The 17,157-nt window shown below is 72.9% G+C and carries 12 protein-coding genes; 9 read left to right on the forward strand and 3 right to left on the reverse strand.

The features are described 5' to 3' along the window. Nucleotides 1–39: 39 nt before the first annotated feature. The 3 genes from WME73_RS34295 (at nt 40) to WME73_RS34305 (ending at nt 3,668) form a co-directional block, all read left to right on the forward strand. On the forward strand, nt 40–1,182 hold the full coding sequence (locus tag WME73_RS34295; RefSeq protein ID WP_437912277.1) for a serine hydrolase domain-containing protein: 1,143 nt from the start codon (nt 40–42) through the stop codon (nt 1,180–1,182). A 74-nt stretch (nt 1,183–1,256) separates the two neighbouring features. Continuing rightward, nucleotides 1,257–3,137, forward strand: coding sequence for an AarF/UbiB family protein (locus WME73_RS34300; protein WP_437912279.1), 1,881 nt, complete (start codon nt 1,257–1,259; stop codon nt 3,135–3,137). Nucleotides 3,138–3,146: 9 nt separating this feature from the next. Next, the gene (locus WME73_RS34305; protein ID WP_437740559.1) at nt 3,147–3,668 is read left to right on the forward strand and encodes a hypothetical protein; all 522 of its coding nucleotides are present in this window, start codon (nt 3,147–3,149) and stop codon (nt 3,666–3,668) included. 9 nt (nt 3,669–3,677) lie between these two features. On the opposite strand, the gene WME73_RS34310 is transcribed toward WME73_RS34305, so the two are convergent. After that, nucleotides 3,678–6,245 carry a protein kinase domain-containing protein gene (locus WME73_RS34310; RefSeq protein ID WP_437740560.1) on the reverse strand — a complete coding sequence of 856 codons (2,568 nt, stop codon included), beginning with the start codon at nt 6,243–6,245 and terminating at the stop codon, nt 3,678–3,680. Between the two features lie 159 nt (nt 6,246–6,404). On the opposite strand from WME73_RS34310, the gene WME73_RS34315 reads away from it, so the two are divergent. The 5 genes from WME73_RS34315 to WME73_RS34335 all read left to right on the forward strand — a co-directional run bounded on the left by WME73_RS34315 (nt 6,405) and on the right by WME73_RS34335 (nt 11,931). Further along, the gene (locus WME73_RS34315) at nt 6,405–7,100 is read left to right on the forward strand and encodes a TIGR00266 family protein (RefSeq protein WP_437912282.1); all 696 of its coding nucleotides are present in this window, start codon (nt 6,405–6,407) and stop codon (nt 7,098–7,100) included. Between the two features lie 20 nt (nt 7,101–7,120). Further along, nucleotides 7,121–7,789, forward strand: a complete 669-nt coding sequence (locus tag WME73_RS34320; RefSeq protein WP_437740562.1) for a TIGR00266 family protein — start codon at nt 7,121–7,123, stop codon at nt 7,787–7,789. Between the two features lie 15 nt (nt 7,790–7,804). After that, nucleotides 7,805–8,491: a TIGR00266 family protein gene (locus WME73_RS34325; RefSeq protein WP_437912284.1), complete on the forward strand. Its 687-nt coding sequence runs from the start codon at nt 7,805–7,807 to the stop codon at nt 8,489–8,491. Between the two features lie 307 nt (nt 8,492–8,798). Beyond that, complete coding sequence (locus WME73_RS34330; protein WP_437912286.1) at nt 8,799–10,310, forward strand: FHA domain-containing protein; 1,512 nt, start codon at nt 8,799–8,801, stop codon at nt 10,308–10,310. A 172-nt stretch (nt 10,311–10,482) separates the two neighbouring features. Further along, nucleotides 10,483–11,931 (forward strand): GDSL-type esterase/lipase family protein, encoded by a 1,449-nt coding sequence (locus tag WME73_RS34335; protein ID WP_437912288.1) that lies wholly within the window; start codon nt 10,483–10,485, stop codon nt 11,929–11,931. Nucleotides 11,932–11,933: 2 nt separating this feature from the next. On the opposite strand, the gene WME73_RS34340 is transcribed toward WME73_RS34335, so the two are convergent. After that, nucleotides 11,934–13,544 carry an NTP/NDP exchange transporter gene (locus WME73_RS34340; protein ID WP_437740566.1) on the reverse strand — a complete coding sequence of 537 codons (1,611 nt, stop codon included), beginning with the start codon at nt 13,542–13,544 and terminating at the stop codon, nt 11,934–11,936. Nucleotides 13,545–14,040: 496 nt separating this feature from the next. Between WME73_RS34340 and WME73_RS34345 the strand changes: the two genes are divergently transcribed. Beyond that, complete coding sequence (locus WME73_RS34345; protein WP_437912290.1) at nt 14,041–15,282, forward strand: BamA/TamA family outer membrane protein; 1,242 nt, start codon at nt 14,041–14,043, stop codon at nt 15,280–15,282. 31 nt (nt 15,283–15,313) lie between these two features. Here the strand turns inward: WME73_RS34345 and WME73_RS34350 are convergent, their stop codons facing one another. Further along, entirely contained in the window at nt 15,314–17,089 is a 1,776-nt protein-coding gene (locus tag WME73_RS34350) for a hypothetical protein (RefSeq protein WP_437912292.1), read from the reverse strand. Between the last annotated feature and the right edge of the window lie 68 nt (nt 17,090–17,157).

Below are 17,157 nucleotides of genomic sequence, written 5' to 3' on the forward strand. Positions count from 1 at the left end.
TCGTTTGACAGGGGCACCCTGCCCTCCTCATCCTCGGCCATGACCCCCGTCGATCTCACGCCGATCGCAGCGCTCGCGATCGAAGCGCACCGCGCCGCGCCGTGCGCGTGCGTCGCCGCAGCCGCGCGCACGCGAGACAACGTCCGGTACGGAGCGGGCGCCGCTGGACGCCTGTGGCTGGAAGGCAGCCCGCCGGCCGGCGCCCGCGGCGCGGCGCCGGCCGCGGCGACGGGCGACGCGATCTTCGATCTGGCGTCGGTGACGAAGCCGTTCACCGCGCTCGCGTTCGCCCGGCTCGCCCGCGCAGGCAAGGTGAGGTTCGACGAGCCGCTCGGTCAGGTGCTTCCGGAGCTCGCCGGCACGCGGTCGGCGCGCGTGCCGCTCGAGCTCCTCGCCGCCCACCGCGCCGGGCTCGAGGCGCACCGCCCGCTCCATCCGCCCGGCGACGACGCGCCGATCGATCCCCTCGGCGCGCTGCTCGACTGCGCGAACGGGCGCCGCGCGGAGTGCGAGGGCGATCCGCCCGCCGGCGGGTTCCCGCCGGTGTACAGCGACCTCGGGTACCTGCTGCTCGGCGCCGCGGTCGCGCGGCGCGGCGAGGCCGAGCTCGACGAGGTCGTCGCGCGGGAGGTGACGGGCCCGCTCGGGCTCGCGGTCGCGCCGGCCCGCGCGCTCCGGCGGCGCGATCCGCGGTTCGACGAGCGCGTCGTCCCCACCGAGGACGTCGCGTTCCGCGGGGGCGTGCTCCGCGGCGCGGTGCACGACGACAACGCCTGGACGATCGCGCGCGACGGGATGGCCGGGCACGCGGGCCTCTTCGGCGACGCCATGTCCGTGGCGCGGCTCGGGGTCGCGCTGCTCGAGGCGCTCGCGGGCGAGCGCCCGGAGTGGCTCTCGCGCGACGAGGTAGAGCGGCTGATCGCGCCGCGCCCGGGCGGGTCGCTGCGCGCCGGGTTCGACGGCAGGAGCGGCGAGAGGCCGAGCTCCGGCGCGCGCTTCGGCCCGCAGACCTTCGGCCACCTCGGCTTCACAGGGACGAGCCTCTGGATCGATCCGGAAGCGGAGCTCGTCGGCGTGCTGCTCACGAACCGCGTCCACCCGACGCGCGCCTCCGACGCGATCCGTCGCGCGCGGCCCGCCGTCTACGACGCGATCGCGGAGGCCATGGCGCGGGCGCGATGACGCGAGGGCGGATGGCGCGCCGCATCGCTCCCGCGTTTTCGCGGGCCGGCGCGGAGCGATGCTAGGCTGCCGCGGTGTCACACGGCGCCGTCCCCGAAGAGCTGGGCCCGTCCTCCGGGCTGGTTCGCTCGCCCGCAGAGCCGCCGCGCGCGCCCGGCGAGCTGCCCCCCGGCGTGGTCCAGCGCGAGCACGACGCGGGCGACGCGCCGAGGCCCCCCGGCGCGGGCGACGCCCCGCCGCCCGGGTCCGCCAGGGCGCTGCGGCGCGCGCAGCCCTCCGCCGCGAAGCCCAGCTCGCTCCGCCAGAACGCCGCGCAGAGCGGCCGCTTCATCCGCGCGTACCTGACGACGTTCACCGTCCTCGCGAGCTACCTCTGGTTCTTCTTCCTCCGCCGCCTCCTCGGAGAGACGTGGGCGAACAACCGCGTGGACGAGGTCCATGCGAGGAACGCCCGCCGCATCGAGCGCACGATCGTCGAGCTCCAGGGCCTCTTCATCAAGGTCGGCCAGATGCTCAGCATCATGGCGAACTTCCTCCCCGCGACCCTGCGCGCGGGGCTCGAGGGGCTGCAGGACCAGGTGCCGCCGCGCCCCTACGAGGAGATCGAGGCGCGCATCGCCGAGGAGCTCGGGCGCCCCATCGGCGAGGTCTTCGCCCGCTTCCACAGGGAGCCGCTCGCGAGCGCGTCGCTCGGCCAGGTGCACGAGGCGTGGCTCATGGACGGCACGCGCGTGGCCGTGAAGGTGCAGCACCGCGACATCGACGAGATCGTCCGCCTCGACCTGCTCACCATCCGCCGCATCATGGCGATCGTCGCGCAGTTCGTCCCCGTGCAGGGGCTCGACGCCTACTACCACCAGATCCGCTCGATGATCCTGGAGGAGCTCGACTTCGTGCGCGAGGCCAGGAACATCGTGCGCATCGCCGACAACTTCGCGAAGCAGCCGCAGGTCCGGTTCCCCCGGCCCATCGATGCCTACTGCACGCGCCGGGTGATGACGACGACGTTCGTCGAGGGCATCAAGGTGGGCGACGTCGCGGCGCTCGATGCGCACGGCGTCGATCGCAAGGCGCTCGCCCGGCAGATCGTGCAGGTCTTCTGCCAGCAGATCTTCATCGACGGCGTCTACCACGCGGATCCTCACCCGGGGAACATGCTGGTCGGGCCGGGCGGGGAGCTCATCCTGCTCGACTTCGGCGCGGTCGCCGAGCTCTCCCAGGAGATGCGCGAGGGCATCCCCGAGTTCCTCGAGGCCGTGATCCGCCGCGACACGGAGGGGATCATCAAGGCGCTGCGCAAGATGCGCTTCTTCTCGCGGCGGGACGCCGTCGACGTCAGCGAGAAGGTCGTCGAGTTCTTCCACCAGCGCTTCCAGGACGAGGTGAAGCTCGAGTCGTTCAACCTGAAGGACATCAAGCTCGATCCGCAGAAGGGCATCGAGAGCCTGATCGACCTCCGGCGCATGAACATCGGGCTGAAGGAGCTCTCCGGCGCGTTCCACGTGCCGCGCGACTTCGTGCTGCTCGAGCGCACCCTCCTCCTCTTGACCGGCGTCTGCACGCAGCTCGATCCGGACCTGAACCCGATGGACGTCGTGCGCCCCTACCTGCAGGACTTCGTCCTCGGCAGCCGCGACTGGGCCCAGATCGCCCTCGAGGCGGCGAAGGACATGGGGATCAAGGCGCTGACGATCCCGGACGATCTGCGCAAGTACCTCACGCGCGCCAACCGCGGCGAGGCCGAGGTGAAGATCCGCGGCCTCGCCCAGGCCGCGTCGCTCGTCTACACGGGGGTGCGCCAGCTCATCTACGCGGCGCTCGCGATCGCCGCCGGCTTCGCGGGGCTCCAGCTGTACCTGGCTGGCCAGGCGGCGCTCGCGCGCTATTGCCTCTACGGCGCCGCTGCGGCCGGCGCGCTGCTCGCAGGGAGCCTCCTGTTCACGAACCGAGGGTGACGACACGCCATGAGCTCGATCGATCTGTCCCAGTACGAGGCCGACGTCGCGGCCGCCGAGGCCGAGGTGACGCGGATCAGGGAGGCGAACGCGGCGCTCGCCGAGGAGTACCGCGGGGTTCCCGCGGAGGACGCGCGCGAGATCCTCCGCCGCGGCGCGGCGTCGCTCGCCGCCGCGCGCGACCGCTGCGAGGCGGCGCGCGTCGCGCTGAAGCTCGCGCAGACGACCGGCTCGCCGCACGGGCTGCTCGCGAAGGGCGGGGTCGTCGCGGGCTCGGTGGCCGTCGCCATCCCCGCCGGCTCGTCGAGCGTCGAGCGGGCCCGCCTCGTCGACGAGGCGCTCTCGGCCGAGCTCACCGGCGCCGCGCGCGACCTCGGCGTGGTGCTCGCCGCGCCCGCCGAGCGCTACACGCGGGAGCGCCCCGGGCGTGACGCGGAGGGGCGCACCATCCTGGAGGTGTCCGGGCACGTGGAGGGCGATCTGCTGATGCCCGCCGTCTCCAAGGCGGCCAAGAACGCGCGCAGGAGCTGAGCGCGGCGCTCAGCCCCGGAACGCGGCGATGATCGCCGCGGCCCGCTCCTCGACGCGCGCGCGGAGCGGGGCGAAGCGCGCGTCCGCGCGCGCGCGATCGAGCACCGTGCAGCGCTGCATCCAGAAGGCGTCGAAAAGCCCTGCGTCCACTGCGCCGGCGAGCACGCGGAAGAGCGCGTCGTCCTCGCCGAGGAAGGCGAGGATCTCGGCGTACATCTGGAAGAAGAGCGGGCGCAGCCGGCTGCCCGGCTCGGAGCTGTCCGCCTTCGCGCTCAGGAACGCCCGCTGCTCGTCCGAGAGCCGCGACGTCGCGAGCACGTCGCGGTAGATGCGCGCGTACTGGATCGGGATGGTCTCCATCGCGAGCGGCAGATCGTCGATGGGGAACGCGGCGCCGCGCCACAGCCCGAAGCGGGCGCGCATCACCGCCTTGTGAAAGCGGCTCGACGGGTCCTCCGCCGGCAGGTCGAGCAGCACGCCGGCCGCCGGCCAGTCGCCGAGCAGCGCGCGGCCGCGCGCCAGCTCCCAGCGCGGGAACGGCTCGCTCGGATCGAGCGCCAGCGCCGTGTCGAGCCGGAACATCGCCTCGTCGACGAGCCCCGCCTCGAGGAGGATGCGGCCGAGCAGCTCGTGCGCCTTGGCCAGGCTCGGCGCGCACTGGAGCGCCTTGCGCAGCGCCGGGACGGCGCCGACCGGATCGCCCGCGCTGAAGCGGACCGTGGCGAGGGCCACCCACGGCTCGCCGAGCGCGGGGGCCAGCGCGATCGCCCGCTCGGCGGCCTGCTGCGCCTTCGCGAACTGCGCCGCGCCTTCACCCCGCGCGCCCATCAGCCGCGCGAAGGCGATCGCGTAACCGGACAGGATGCTCGGATCGTTCGGGGAGAACGACAGCGCCTCCTCGAACAGCGCCACGGCCGGCGCGGCGTCCCCGTACCAGAGGCGCCGCATCTGGTGGCGCGCGCGCAGGTACAGGTCGATCGCGCGCGGGTCGCTCGGCGACTCGCGCTCGCGGCTGGCGGCGTCGACGGTGAGCGCCGCGGCGATCGCGCTCGCCGCGTCGTCGCTCACCGTGAGCAGCGCCTCGGGCGAGCTGTCGAACCGCTTCGCCCAGAGCTGGAACCCGTCCTCGACGCCGATGACGCGCACGGTGACGCGCACGCCGCCAGGCGGCATGCGCGACGCCGGCCGCGAGTACGGCGCCGGGGGCTGCGAGCGCGGCCCTTCCGGGGCGTAGCCGCTGCCGGTGCGGCGGATCGACCCCTCGACGACGACCTGCACGCCGAGCTCGCGGCCGACATCCCTGGGATCGCGGCCGTCGAGCCGCACCCGGGAGACCGCTGCGCGCGGCCGGACCTTGAGGCCGGCGGTCATCGACAGGGTGTCGGTGAGGTCCTCGGTGAAGCCGTCGGCGAGGTACTCGTCATCCGGCGCGCCGACGTTGCGGAACGGGAGCACGGCGACCGTCTTCAGCGACGACGTCGGCGTCGGCGCGGGCGTGGGCGCGGGCGCCGCCAGCGTGGGCGAGTTGAGCCGCCGCTGCGGCGCCGTGACCGCCTCGACCGACGACGCGGCGACCCGGGTCGGGTTCTGCTCGATCGGCTGCGGCGCCGTCGGCGCGGCCGTGGCGGAGGACGCGGCGATGGCGGACACGAGCGACTGCGCCGGCTGCGGGGCGATCGACAGGCGCGAGCGCGCGAGCAGGAGCGCGCGGTGGGCCTCGGCCGCGCTGGCGTAGCGGTCCTCACGGCGGATCGCCATGCACCTCAGGACGACGTCCGCGACGGGGAGGGGCACGTCCGGACGGACGGAGCGCGGGTCGGGCGGCGGGGACTTGAGCCTGGACATGGCGGCCGCGATCGCGCCGGCGCCCGGCCACGCGCGCCGGTGGGTGAGGCACTCGAAGAGGATCATGCCGAGCGCGTAGATGTCGGTGCGGGCGTCGAGGTCGGGCTCGCCGGTCAGCTGCTCCGGCGACATGTACGCGGGGGAGCCGAGCACGAAGCCCTGCGACTCGCCGGCGCTCGGCCCGGACGAGGTGCGCGCGATGCCGAAATCGGTGATGACGACGCGCCCGTTCTTGTCGATGAGGACGTTCTCGGGCTTGAGGTCGCGGTGCACGATGCCCGCCGCGTGCGCGGCGCCGAGCCCGTCGCAGAGCGAGCAGCCGATGCCGATGGCCTGCTGCGACGGCATCGGGCCCGTCCGCGCGAGAACGCCGTGCAGCGACTCGCCCTCGACGCACTCCATCGTGAGGAACTTCTCGCCGTCGTGGTCGCCGAAGTCGAACGTCCGCGCCACGTTCCTGTGCGTGACGCGGCGCGCGAGCTTCACCTCTTGCCGGAAGCGCTCGAGCATGCCGGCGGAGTCAGCGAGATCACGACGGAGCATCTTGAGGGCGACCACCTCGTCGAGCTCCACGTCGCGGACGCGGTACACGCTGCCCATGCCGCCGGTGCCGAGCAGGCCGAGGATCTCGTAGCGCCCGGCGATGCGCTGAGGCGCCGCGACGAAGCCAGACCCATGGCTCGGCTCGCTGCGCGGCGTCGGCTCGGAGGCGGTAAGTCGCCTGTCGCTCACCCGGTCAGTCTACCCACGCTGAAGGGCAGAAGTCAGCGCGAGCGAACCGCTGGACAGAAAACATGAAATTCGCCGCATCCTGCTCACCTCGACATACCTTCTTCCCGCTTCCGCTCCTGGCGTCGCTCCGTTATATGTACGCGCTCCGCGGGTGGACGAATGCAGCATCGCACCAAGCATGAGCCGTCGTCCTCTCTGCTGGAGGTGAGCCTCGATCCGGGCGAGGCGCTGCTCGCGGAGGCGGGCGCGATGGTCGCGCGGTCGCCGAGCCTGCGGACCGAGGTCCGGCTCAACGCGGGCCGCGGGGCCGGGCTGCTCGGGCGGCTCAAGGCGTTCTTCGTCGCGCTGCTCCGGAAGCTCGCAGGGGGCGAGACGTTCTTCGTGAACCGGATCGAGGCGCCGGAGGGCGGGTGGGTGTGGCTCGCCCCACCGCTCAGCGGCGGCATCAAGCACGTCCGCCTCCAGGGAGAGACGGTGCTCTTCGGCGCGGGCTCGTACCTCGCGAGCGCGGGCGACGTCGACGTCAAGGTGCGCTGGGGTGGGCTGCGCGCCATCCTCGCCCGGGAGGGCGCCTTCTTCATCGAGGCGTCCGGCGTCGGGGATCTCTGGATCACGAGCTACGGGGCGATCGAGGAGCTCCCGTGCGACGGCTCGCTCGTCGTGGACAGCGGGCACCTCGTCGGGTTCGACGCGTCGCTCGCGCTCAAGATCAGGAGCCCTGGCGGCGGGCTCATGGGCCTCATGGTCTCTGGCGAAGGCGTGGTGTGCGAGCTCTCGGGCCGCGGCCGCGTGCTGATCCAGTCGCGCAGCGCCGGCGCGCTCGTGGGGTGGCTCGCGCCGCTGCTCCCGCCCTGAGGGAGCGGCGGAGACGTCCGATGCAGGTGAATCTCCTCTACCGTCCCTCCCAGGCCCTCGCGCAGTGCTGGCTCGACCCGGGCGAGCGCGTGTTCGCCGAGAGCGGCGCGCTCGTGGGCATGTCGACGAACGTGCGCGTGGAGACGCAGTCGGGCGGCATCATGTCGGGCTTGAAGCGGATGCTGGCCGGAGAGTCCTTCTACAGGAACGCGTTCGCCGCGGAGGGCGGGCGCGGAGAGGTGCTGTTCGCGACACCGCTGTCCGGGGACATGGCCGTGCTGGAGGTGGGTGACCGGCAATGGTGCGTCCAGAGCAGCGCCTATGTCGCGTCCAGCCCCGATGTCGAGGTGAGGACGCGCTCGTCCGGCCTGCGCGGCTTCTTCTCGGGGGCGGGGCTCTTCGCGCTGGAGACGGCGGGGCAGGGGCAGATGATCATCGGCGCGTTCGGCGCGCTCGAGGAGCTCGAGGTGAGAGGCCACGTCGTCATCGACACGGGGCACATCGCAGCGTGGGAGTCGACGCTCGCCTGCCGGATCGGCAAGAACACGTCGACGTGGCTCGGCACGTGGCTCTCGGGCGAGGGCCTCGTCTGCCACGTCGAGGGGAACGGCAGCCTGTGGGTCCAGTCGCGCAACGCCGGCAGGTACGGCGCGGCGATCGGCGCGCGGCTCGCCCCGCGGCAGCCCTAGAGATCGGGGGACGGCGTGCGCGACGAGATCCGAGGCAACCCCGAGTTCGGCGTGCTCCACGTGACCTTCGAGCACGCCGGCGAGCAGATCGTCGCGGAGAGCGGCGCGATGGTCGCGCGCGACGCGGCCATCGACATGAAGACCAGCCTGCAGGGCGGGCTCGCCAGCGCGCGGAGGCGCAGGATGACGGCCGGAGAGAGCCTCTTCCAGAGCACCTTCACGGCGACGGCGCCCATGCAGTCGATGCGGCTCGCGCCGGCCCCCGAGGGCTCGATCGAGCGCCTCGTGCTGCGCTCGGGCATGGAGGTGTTCCTCCAGTCGGGCGCCTATCTCGCCTCCACGCCCGGCATCACGCTCGACACGACGTGGCAGGGGGCCAAGGGCTTCTTCGCCGGCGGCCTGTCGCTGCTCCGGGCGTATGGCGAGGGGCTGATCTGGTTCTCGAGCTACGGCGGTATCCACGCGATCGACGTCGGTCGCCAGCACGAGGGCTATCTCTGCGACAACACCCATCTGCTCGCGTTCACCGAGGGCCTGAGGTACCAGGTGCGCAAGCTGCCGGGCCTGAAGGGCCTGTTCCTGTCCGGCGAGGGGCTCGTCTGCGAGTTCCAGGGGCACGGGAGGCTCTGGCTGCAGACCCGGAACCCGGGAGCGCTCTCGGCGTTCCTCCATCCGTTCCGGCCCGTGGGCGGCGGCCACTAGCTCCGCCCGCCGGAGGTCCGGCCAGGCCTTCCGGGATCGCCGTGCCGGCGGGCGGCCTGCCTGGCCCGCCCGGTGCTTGCCCGGCGCGCGCGACGATCCGAGACGCGCTCGTGGATTTCGGCGCTGGCGACGGCGCGGTCCCGGTCGTCCGCCATGGGCCGGCGCGCCGTCATTGCCTTCCCGGAGGCGGACTCGCTAAAGTAGTCCCGCCTCGCTGAGGAGGCTCGTACGGCGAGCGGTGGGGTGCCACGGATCCACCGGGGCTCGCGGGGCGAGCCTGGCCCCGCCCGAGTACCCCGAACCCGCTATGTGGAAGCTGACGATCGAGGATGACGAGGGGAAACAGACGGGGCTCCCCCTCGCCCATGAGGAGTACGCGCTCGGACGCGGAGAGTCGAACTCGATCCGGCTGACCGATCGCAACGTCTCGCGCACCCACGCCACGCTGGCCAAGAACGGCCAGGGCTGGGTCATCCGGGATCTCGACAGCTACAACGGCACGTACGTCAACGGCGGGCGCGTCAACGGCGAGCAGCACCTGCGCCACGGCGACCTCGTGCAGCTCGGCGACTACCGCATCGAGATCGTCGATGAGGCGCTCTCGTCCGCCGTGACGAGCCCGACGCCGCCGCCGGGCAGCCGCAGCACGGCGCACCTGCCGCTCCACACCCGCCCGAACCGGCTCGTCATGGTCGTCGGCCCGACCCCCGGCGCGGAGTTCCCGCTCGACGGCGAGCGCTTCACGATCGGGCGCTCCGAGGACGCGACCATCTCGATCAACCACAGCTCCGTGAGCCGCCTGCACGCCGAGCTCATCAGCCTCGGCAGCGGCCGCTACGAGGTCGTCGACAAGCAGAGCGCGAACGGCGTGCGCATCAACGGCGTCGAGCTCAAGCGGGGCCTACTCGAGGCGGGCGACGCGCTCGAGCTCGGCGACGTCCGCCTCCGCTTCGTCGCTGCTGGCAAGATCTTTCGCGCGGGGCCGGACGGCGGGCCTGGCGTGGCGCCGGGCGCCTACGGGAGCGTGGCCCCCTCCGCGCAGTCGTCCCGCTCGCTCGGCGGGGCGAGCAAGGCGATGGGGCTCCTGCTCGCGGTCGCCTTGATCGTCGTCATCGCCGTGATCGTGGCCACGCGCGCCCGGTCGCACGGGTCCACGACGCCCGAGCCGGACGTGAGGCCCGTGGTGGCGGCGCAGGCGGGCGACGACGCGCAGATCCTCGACGCGGCGCAGGAGCACTTCCGCTCGGGGAACATCGACGCCGCGCACCGGAAGCTGCAGGAGATCGCCGAGACGTCGCCGGTCCGGGAGACGCCGCGCTTCAAGGAGATCGAGGAGCGCTGGGCGGAGGGGATGTTCCGGCAGGTCGAGCAGGCCGGGACCAAGGCGGAGAAGCTCGCGCTGCTCAACGAGATCGCGAAGACGACGGGCGTCCCGACGGCGCTCCGCGCGCGGGTGGCCGAGATGCGGCGGCAGGTCGACCCGGAGGCGCCGCCCGAGCCGGAGCCGGTGCCGCAGCACGTCGGCTCGCAGGCGTCCTGGCTGCCGCAACCCGCGCCCACGCCTGCGTCCGCGCCATCGGCCTCGGCTTCCGCCTCGGCGCCGGCGCCCTCGGCCTCGGGCGCCGCGCCGGCGAGCTCTGGCCTCGACTCGAGCTCGTACCCCGCGCAGCGGCGGGCGCTCGAGCCGAAGGTCTGGAACGGGAAGGCGTCGGCCAGCGAGATCAAGCTGCTGCGCGCGATCTGCATCCACCAGGGCGACGCGGTCTGCCGCGACAAGGCGACGGCGGCCCTGGACAAGCTGGACAAGAAGGGCCTGTAGCCGCCGCTTCCATCCTTCTTCCCCACGTGCGTCGATGACCTCCAGGAGCAGCACCAGGGCTCACGAGCCGGCCGTCCACGCGCCGGATGCGCGCGAGGCCCACGTCCACGAGGCGCCCCCGCCGGGCGGGCGTGATGTGCCTCCGGCTGCGCGCGATGGAGGCTCTGTGACCGTGAGCTCGCCGGCGCGGAACGGGCTCGCCTCGCCGGCTGCCCGGGCGATGGCGACGCTCGCCCTGCTCGTGCTCGTCCCCTACGCGCACCCGAGCCTGTCGCGGCTGCGGGTGCTCACGCCGCTGCCCGAGGGGGAGGGGCTCGTCGTGGTCCCGGCGCCGGCGCCGGTGGCGTCGGTCGGCGAGACGACGCTCGTCACCGAGACCACCGAGCAGGCCGAGCTGCGCCAGCCCGAGGAGGTCGCGCTGCCGGCCGCGGCCGCCGAGCTCATGCCGGCGGCGGTCGCCTCCGAGGGCAAGCCGCCACGGCCGATCGAGGACCCGAGCGGCAAGGCGATGACGCCGTTCTTCCGCGCGCTCGCGGCGGTGGAGCGCAAGGCGCCGCAGTCGATCGCGCGCATCACCTACTTCGGCGACTCCATCGTGGCGAGCGACTTCGTGACGGCGACGCTGCGGCGCAAGCTGCAGAAGCGGTTCGGGGACGCCGGCCACGGGTTCATGCTGATGGCGAACGCCTGGCCGGGATATTTCCACAACGACGTTGTCCGCTTCGCCGGCCCAGGCTGGCAGGTGAGCCGCGTGGTGGGCCCGTTCGCCAAGGACGGGCTCTACGGGCTCGGCGGCGTGTCGTTCCGCTCGCAGGGCGCGGGAGTGTTCTCGCGCTTCGCCACCGCGGAGTCCGGGACCTACGGGCGCGCGGTCTCGCGGTTCGCCGTCGATTACCTGAAGCACCCCGAGGGCGGGCGGATGGAGATCAAGATCGACGGCGAGAGCCGCGAGATGATCGACACGCGGGCCGACGCGGCCGGCTCGGCGATCGCGACCTACGAGGTCCCGGACGGGCCGCACGCCATCGAGGTGCGGGCGCACGGCCCGGGGGTCCGGGCGTTCGGCGTCTGGATGGAGCGGGACACGCCGGGGGTGGTGCTCGACGCCATCGGCATCCAGGGCTGCCGCATCCGCTTCCTCGACAAGAGCGACGACGCCCATTTCGCCGAGCAGCTGCGCGCGCGGAGCCCGTCCTTGACGGTGTTCCACTACGGCATGAACGAGAGCGAGGACGGCGAGCTGTTCCCGCTCGATCAGGTCGAGTCGACGATGAAGGCGGTGCTCGAGCAGGTGACCGCGGCGCTGCCCGGGTCGTCGTGCCTGCTCGTGGGCCCGATGGACCGCGCCGACAAGAAGGGCGAGGTGTACCGGAGCCGCCCGGTGATCCCGAAGCTCGCGGCGATCCAGCGCAGGGTGGCCGGGCAGGTCGGCTGCGGCTACTTCGACACCTTCGGCGCGATGGGCGGCTCCGGCTCGATGGGGATCTGGGTCCAGCGTGGGCTCGGCGGCGCCGATCTCGCGCACCCGTCGGGCGCGGGGGCCGAGGTCATCGGCCGCTGGCTGTACCTGGCCTTGATGGACGCCTACGAGGGCTGGAAGGCGAACGCCGCGCGACCCTGAGGCTACGCAGCCTTGAGATCATCGGACGCCGCCGGCTCGTCCGCGGCGCGCCGCCTGTGCTCCCGGGCGATGCCGGCCACGACGCCGAGCCACACGAGCCCGAGGGCGATATTGATCATGGCGAAGTGGCGAGTGGAGAGCGCGAGCACCTGGCCGGCGATCACCCCGCCGGCGGCGAGCACGTCGCCCGCGCGGACGACGAAGGTGTCGATGGCCGCCTTGGCGCTGTACTTGGCGTCGCGGCCGACCGGCAGGAAGAGCGCCTGCCGCGCGGTGTTCTGGATGGAGTAATCGGTGCTGTTCTCCGCGATCTTCGCGACGCGCACGACGGCGAGCGCCGGCAGGACGGCGAGGGACGCGTAGCCGAGCAGAGCGATGGCCGGGAGGATGAACAGGGCGAATCGCACGCCGAGGTACTTGAAGATGCGGGAGACGAAGAAGAGCTGCAGGACGACGCCGAACGTGTTGACCCAGTAAAAGAAATCCCCCTTGAAGGTCCCGATGATCGCGCCGAGCGCCGCCTTTTTCCCCTTCTCGGTGCGCGGGTGGACGAGCCCCGCCTCGGCGCCCTCGACGATCTTGCCGCCTGCCTCGACGTCGAACGCGCCGCCCTTGACGGCGGCGATCTTCCCTTCGAGCAGGCGCGACGCCTGCGGATCGACGAGGTAGACCGGCGCGCCCGCCGCGAGCGGCGCGCCCGGGGCTGCGCCGGCGGGGGCCGCGTCCGGCGCGCCGCGCTGCTCGCTCCCCGGGTCGAGCGCGCTCGTGGCGGACTCGATCAGGGTGCGATCGAGGATGTACTCGCCGGTCGAGTTCACCCAGTTGAGGACGAGCGTCAGGCCGGCGATGAGGAGGAGATAGCGGTCGCGCGCGATGATCTTGAAGCCGCCCGCCGCGCCCCCGGGCGGCGCGTCGGCCTTGTCCGCGGCGCCCTTCGAGCCCGCGAGGTCGTCGCGGTGGACGAGGTAGGTGAGCCCCAGGCAGGCGAGCAGCACGCCCGCCGCGAGGAGCATCATGTTGTAGGGGCCGATCGGCACGTAGACGCGCTTCGCGATCTGCGCGCCGAACATGGCGCCGAGCGAGCTCCCGATGCCGACGATGGCGAAGAGCCGCTTGCCCTGCTCGGGCGTGTAAACATCGTTGGCGAAGGACCAGAACTGCGCGATCACGGTGAGGTTGAAGCAGCCCACCCACAGATAGAAGGGCACCCCGAGGGGGACGCCGAGGCGCGCGAGGAGGAAGAAGAGGACGAGGTTCGCGGCGAAGAAGAGCGTGAGCGCGGTGGTGAGCTGCATGCGCCCGAAGCGCCTGGCCAGGGCGCCATAGGCGCGGACCACGCCCACGAGGAGGAGCGCCTGGCCCGCCGCCGCGTAGGCCTTCACCTCGGCGCCGTCGAGGTCGAGCCGCCGCCCGCCGATCTCGATCCCGCCGCCCGCGAGGATCAGCGGCTCGCGGACCACCTTGAGGAGGTAATAGCCCGTGAGCAGGAGGAATACGTTCAGCGTGAGGACGAGGACGCTGAAGACCTCGCGCGGCTTCACCTCGGCGAAGATCGCAAGGAGCCTGTGAAGCACGCTCCGGGCCCGTGTCTCGTTCTCGCCTGTGCTCGCCACCCGCCGCTCCATGCCCGGAAAACCGCCGTTCTGGCGGCACCGGCACAGGACCGATGCCGAGCGCGGGAGGCTATCGAGCCTGGTCCCGGCCGGCAACCTCCCTCTCGCGTGTGAACCGCCGCACCCGCCGCGCCGTCGCGTGGACGCTCGACAGGCGCGCGCCGCGCAGACAGGCGTCTCTCGGGTCGGGAACTCCGCTATGCTCCCGCGCCGCGACGTGTTTCCGTGCGAGAGGCGAGGCGGATTGGGCACCAACGAGGAGGGACCGACGCGCGCGCTCGGCACGGCTTGGCGGCGCGCGGCCGCGCTCGCGAGCTGCGCCGCGCTGTCGCTGTCACTGTGCGCCGAGGCACAGGCCGCGCCACAGGCGGGGGGCGCCGTGCCGCCGCCCGTGGTCCCGGGGGCGCCGCCGGCGGCGCCTCGCGCGCCGGCAGAGCCTGCTACGCGGCCACGGCCTCCCGCCGCGGCGCCGCTTTCGCCCGGCGCGAAGCGCCCTGTGCCGGACTACGACGGTCGCCCGGACGAGGCGACGAGCGCCGGCGACGCGCTGCTCTGGGTGCCGCGCGTCGTGTTCTTCCCCGCCTACCTCGCCAGCGAGTACCTGGTCCGGCGGCCGCTCGGCGTTCTCACCGTCGCGGCGGAGCAGGGTGAGTGGATCAAGGAGCTCAAGGACATCTTCACCTTCGGGCCGAACAACAACATCGGCGTCGTCCCGACGGCGCTCTTCGACTTCGGCTTTCGCGCGAGCGTCGGCGTTTACTTCTTCTATGACGACCTGTTCGTCGCCGGCAACGAGCTCCGCGTCCACGCCGCGACCGGCGGGGTCGACTGGTGGAGGCTCACGGTCGCCGACCGGATCCCCCTCGGCGGGCGCGCTCACCTGAAGCTCCGCGGCGAGGCGGACACCCGGCCTGACTGGCTGTTTTCAGGGATCGGCCCGAGCTCGCTGGAGCGCGACTGGGCCCGCTACAACGCCCGCAGCGTCGAGGGGACCGCGACGCTCCACGCCGATTTCGGCGCGTTCAGCTTCGTCGAGGCGACCACCGGCGCGAAGACCGTCGACTTCCACGACATCTGCTGCAAGCCGACGGTCGGCTTCCGGGTCGCGCGCGGCCGTTATCCGATGCCGCCGTCGTACGACACTGAATACACCTCCTACCGGATCGGGGCCCGGGCAGGCCTCGACTCGCGACGGCCGCGCCCGGCGCGGGGCAACGGCGTCCGGCTGGAGCTCTCCGGAGAGCACGCCGTCGACCTGGAGCGGCCGCTGGAGAGCCGGTGGATCCGCTACGGCGGCTCGCTGGGCGGGTTCGTCGACCTCACCGGGCACGATCGCATCGTGAGCCTCGTCCTCTCGGCGGCGTTCGCCGACCCGCTCGGCGCCGCGGAGGTCCCCTTCACCGAGCTCGCCGAGCTCGGCGGCGACGCGCCGATGCGGGGTTTCCGCGAAGGGCGCCTCCGCGGGCGGAGCGCCGCCGCGGCGACGCTCGAGTACCGCTATCCGGTCTGGGCGTTCGTCGACGGCACGGTGCAGGTCGCCGCGGGCAACGTGTTCGGCGAGCACCTCCGCGATTTCGATCTCGACCTGCTCCGCATGTCGTTCGTGCTCGGCCTGCGCACGAGCGGCGAGCGTGACCACTCCATCGATGTCCTGATCGGCTCGGCGACGGAGACCTTCGAGCAGGGGGCCGGCCTCCAGGAGCTGCGGTTCATGGTCGGCGCCACCCACGGCTTCTGATCGAGCGGCAGAGGGTGTCCCGAGGGGAACCTCAGTCGGGCGGCTCGGCGTCGTCGGGACGCTCGATGCCGACGAGCTTGTAGCCGCGGCGCGGCCCGAGGTCGTAGAGGTGGGCGCGCAGCGGACCGGGCGCCTGCCCGTTCAGGACATCGATGATGGCGTAGCGCGAGGGCGCGTCGTCGGGCGCGCCGCCGTCCGCGGCGATGTGGGGGAGCGAGAGGCACACGCGGCCGTCCGGCGAGGGGCGCACGACCGGCCGGGCGCGCAGGGCGAGCGCCTCGCCGGCGTACATCGCGGCCTCGTAGCGGAGGTCTTGCGGGCGCGCGACGCCGGTGCGCCGCGCGAGATCGACGCCGCACAGCGCCGCCGGCGAGGCCAGAGCGACGTCGGCGATGGGCGACAGGCGCGTCAGGTACCGCGCCATGATCGCGCGCTGTCGCGAGAGGAGCTTGCCGATCAGGAACGCGGTGTGGCGCGGCGCCGTGAAGTCGCCGGTCTTCACGGCGGCCTCGATGAGCTCCGGCGTGAAGCGCGCGAGCGTCCGGGCGGCCCAGGCGCCGTCGAGCTCGGTCATCCGCCCGAAGGCCGGGTTGGGGTAGCCGCCGCGCCAGGCCTCCGGCCGGAAATCGCGATCGCTGAAGAAGCCGAAGATGTCGCCCTGCGGATCGTGGCTGGCCCGGTCCCAGGGCCGCTCGGGGATGCCGAGCGTCACGAAGTCGAGGAGCGCGTACTCGGCGTCGAAGTAGAAGGCGTGGCCGAGGCGCTTCGAGATCTCCTCCCACTCCCACTCGCTGCCGAAGCAGTCGCCGAGATCGATGGTGTAGTGGCGCACGTGGCCCGGCGACGCGTCCTTGTCCTTCGGGTCCTCGGCGAGCCAGACATCCATCGAGTTCTGCTCGCGCGAGTCGAAGTGGTTGAGCCAGGCCGCGAGCAGGCGCCCCCCGCGCAGGTCGCGGCGATCCTCGTGCGGGATGACGTCGTTCGGATCGTCCTCCCGGGTCCCCTCGTACCTGAACGGGCCGATGGCGCGGCCCGGGAGCCAGCGCGAGGCGACCATGCGGACCCGGTCGCCGCGCTTCGAGGCCTTGGCGAGCACGCCGTCGAGCGCCGCCTGATCGAAGGGCCTGGCGACACCGCTGTTGTCGGTCACGGTGAGCCCGGGCGACAGCTTCAGGATCGACGGCTTCAGGTAGACCACGCTGTCGCACGGCGCCCAGAAGCCGGCGGCGTGGTAGAGGCGCGCCGCGATGGCGGTCGCGCCGGTGGCCCGTTCGGGCTGGTCCGAGGGGTCGGCCTTGAGCATGAACTTGCCGACGCCCTCGACCTTGATCCGGAAGCCAGGGTTCGCGCCGTTCGGCTTGCCCATGTCGATGACCCAGGACCCGTCCGGCGCCTCGGGATCCAGCGTCTTGTCGCCGCACGGCCCGCGCACCAGCTCCTCGGCGGAGAGCGGCCGCTTGCCGAGCCGGTTCGTGAACCAGCTCGAGTCCGGCACCTCGTCGACGCTGTTCACGTTGGCCGCCTCGCCCCCTGGCTCCACGGCGAAGAACCGCGACACCGGGCGGAAGACGAGGTTGTCGGCGGCGTCCCACGCGAACGAGGACTCGTAGGGCGCGGGCGAGCAGAGGCGGTGCTGCGGATCGTCGCTGGGGGCCTCGGGATCGGGCCGGCAGGGCAGCGAGACGGGGCTCAGGTCGGCGTCGCGCCAGACCGGATCGCGCAGGGGGAACCGGCGCACGTCGCCGCTGCACGCCGCGCTGAGCAGGGCGAGCAGCGGGAGAGCGCGGGTGAGCGGCGCCTTGGGCATCGGCGGGTGATGGTAGTGGAGAGGGCGCCGCTCGGGGCGGTTTTCGGAGAATCGAGCGCGGGTGAGCG

Source organism: Sorangium sp. So ce302 (genome assembly GCF_051530145.1).
In the GTDB taxonomy this organism is placed as follows: domain Bacteria; phylum Myxococcota_A; class Polyangia; order Polyangiales; family Polyangiaceae; genus Sorangium; species Sorangium cellulosum_B.

Excerpts from the sequence above, each read along its gene's own strand:
- WME73_RS34295 (WP_437912277.1), top strand. The coding sequence starts at position 40 with ATGACCCCCGTCGATCTCACGCCGATCGCAGCGCTCGCGATCGAAGCG.
- WME73_RS34305 (WP_437740559.1), top strand. The coding sequence starts at position 3,147 with ATGAGCTCGATCGATCTGTCCCAGTACGAGGCCGACGTCGCGGCCGCC.
- WME73_RS34315 (WP_437912282.1), top strand. The coding sequence starts at position 6,405 with ATGCAGCATCGCACCAAGCATGAGCCGTCGTCCTCTCTGCTGGAGGTG.
- WME73_RS34320 (WP_437740562.1), top strand. The coding sequence starts at position 7,121 with ATGCAGGTGAATCTCCTCTACCGTCCCTCCCAGGCCCTCGCGCAGTGC.
- WME73_RS34330 (WP_437912286.1), top strand. The coding sequence starts at position 8,799 with ATGTGGAAGCTGACGATCGAGGATGACGAGGGGAAACAGACGGGGCTC.
- WME73_RS34350 (WP_437912292.1), bottom strand. The coding sequence starts at position 17,089 with ATGCCCAAGGCGCCGCTCACCCGCGCTCTCCCGCTGCTCGCCCTGCTC.